The following is a 2,241-nucleotide window of genomic DNA, read 5'->3' on the forward strand; positions in this document are numbered from 1 at the left end:
CAGCATGAAGATGTATGAGCATGGCTGGGAGAAATACTTCAGGGACAATGTGCCTCAATGGTCATTTTCCCACGCAGAAAGTATTCCGTACTTTTACACTCTGGGCGCCTTCTACGAAGGGCAAAAGAGCGGTGGCAAGAGAGCCACAAAGACTGTAGCTGAGTAACCCCTTACAGAGCAATTAAACCCCGTTAGAAACTATCAATGTCCCCCCTTCCTGAAAAAACAAATCAATTTTATTGGCATTCCACTTTGCCATTGTGAACAAAATTCGCTCAACAGCCTACCGGATTTGCCAATGTGAACTAAATTCTCTCAACAGCTCATCGGAACAGCCATGAGCGATTAACAGCCATCGGCGATTAAAAGTTGCTTCTTTGCCCGGTGTAGCAATCACTTTTCACGGTAATAAAAGTACTCAACTCTGAGGTAGTAGAATGACAAATGCTCCCCCCAATGCATTAAGTCTTGCAGTGGCCATTGCAATCTGTTCATCCGTCATTGGTACGCAGGCGCTGGCGGATCGCAGGCTGCAGACAAAATCTACCGATATTCAGAGCAATGGATATGCGGAATTTACCCGGAGTGAGGTCATAGTCAGGCCAACTTTAGGTGATGACCAGCAGCCAATACCCAAATCCTTTACTACCACTTACCCTGATCAGGCTCAAGCCAGGGCTGGCTATGACATACCTTCTGAAGGCTTCACAGACACTCTTTCTGGCATCGTCGGTGGCGTTTCAACTGTCGATCTGTTTGAAACAGACGACAATGACGTTGCTCAGAAATACACCAAAGTCCTCAAGGTAGGAGATGAGGGGGTCTTCCGGTTCACCCATAACCTTGCAGAAGAGAAACTGGCCATTGAGGTCAGAAACGGAATGACCGATCAGGAGTCAATTAATGCTGTTCGTACTCAATTGAATGGCATCCATTCCCTGGAAAAGTTCACAAAAATCGCCAGTCCCGAACAACTGGCCGGAGTGCTGAAAGTTGCGAATAGAAGAGCAGGAAACCTTGGCGCAAGTAATGACTACGTCGCCCTTGCCACCGTTCAAGTAAACGAAGTTAAAGTGAACGGGCGCACCTTTATGCGTCTTATCGCTGGAGGCGATCAGCCCCCAGAACTGCGCCGCCTGGATCAATCGTTGTTTGTCAATGAAGAGACGCTTTTAGCAGCAGCCACCTCCGCCTATACCCAGGTTCATGTTCTGGGGGAAGATTTACAACAGGAAGCTCTGAATGAGCTTTTTTACTACCGTAAACCCGTCGGCTATGTTGTATACGTCGAGGATGAGACCAGGGCATATCCCGTACCTGAGGGTTATCCAAAGCTGGAAGTGACTGAGGCTCCGGGAGAGGTGATTGTTTTTCGTGGTCAGAAGCAGAATTCGGCCGATGTCGCTTTTGTGGAAAATCTCTACAACATGTTTGCGGAAGAATTTTCCAGCATACCCCCTTCTGAAGCGAGAGCACAGATTAGAAAAGACAAAGTCAAAAGCTACCAGTACGTCATTCGAAACAGGCAGATGGAACTGCTGGAGGGGATAGCTGCATGGCACAATGCTCAACTTAACGAAGACGGACAAACGACGCTTATATACGAAGATGAACTGAGGCTGATTGCACAGTTCGAATATATCCAGCAGGCATTGACCAATGCTACTCCAGGCCAGGCAGATGAATTTGAATTGACAGTAAGACAAATCGAAGCCGCTATGTCAGCCTCCACGGCAAGCTGGATGCATAATCAACTCGAAAAACACTTTGGTTTCAAACCCGTATTTAGAAATCTTCTAAGCAATCGGTATTTTGTTGAAAATATTCATGAGGTTGAAGGCGATAACACCGAAATGCCTGACGATCCATTAAGCGAAGACGAAAGCATTGCTGCCAAACTCACCGATGACATACCCAGACAGCAGATTGATGATGAGCCTGTGCAGAATCGCAAAGTGATAGAGGCACAGCAAAACCAGTTACAGAAACTTCAGCAGGAATTCGAAAAAACCCCAGAGCAGGAAAAGCAAGTTTTTCAAGTCAGTAGATTTTTCATAAAAAATCAAAATGCTTATTCGGCGGCAAAGCTTGGTATTGATGACTGGGATGATACCCAGCCACTGGAAGAGCAAGCCAGACTCATCAAAATAAAAATTCATGAAATCTACACATCGATGGCCGGAGCGGGACAGCCTGATGAAGAAGCTGTAAAAGCAAAACCCACGGCCATTGGTGGCAAGC

At 46.6% G+C, this 2,241-nt stretch carries 1 protein-coding gene; it reads left to right on the plus strand.

All coding sequences use genetic code 11. The annotated features are described in order from the left end of the window. Positions 1-437: 437 nt before the first annotated feature. Positions 438-2,241: hypothetical protein (locus tag KDK19_RS19735; RefSeq protein ID WP_257292692.1), on the plus strand; the 1,804-nt coding region annotated here is incomplete at its 3' end.

It is taken from the genome of Endozoicomonas sp. ONNA1, assembly GCF_024606325.1.
GTDB lineage: Bacteria > Pseudomonadota > Gammaproteobacteria > Pseudomonadales > Endozoicomonadaceae > Endozoicomonas_A.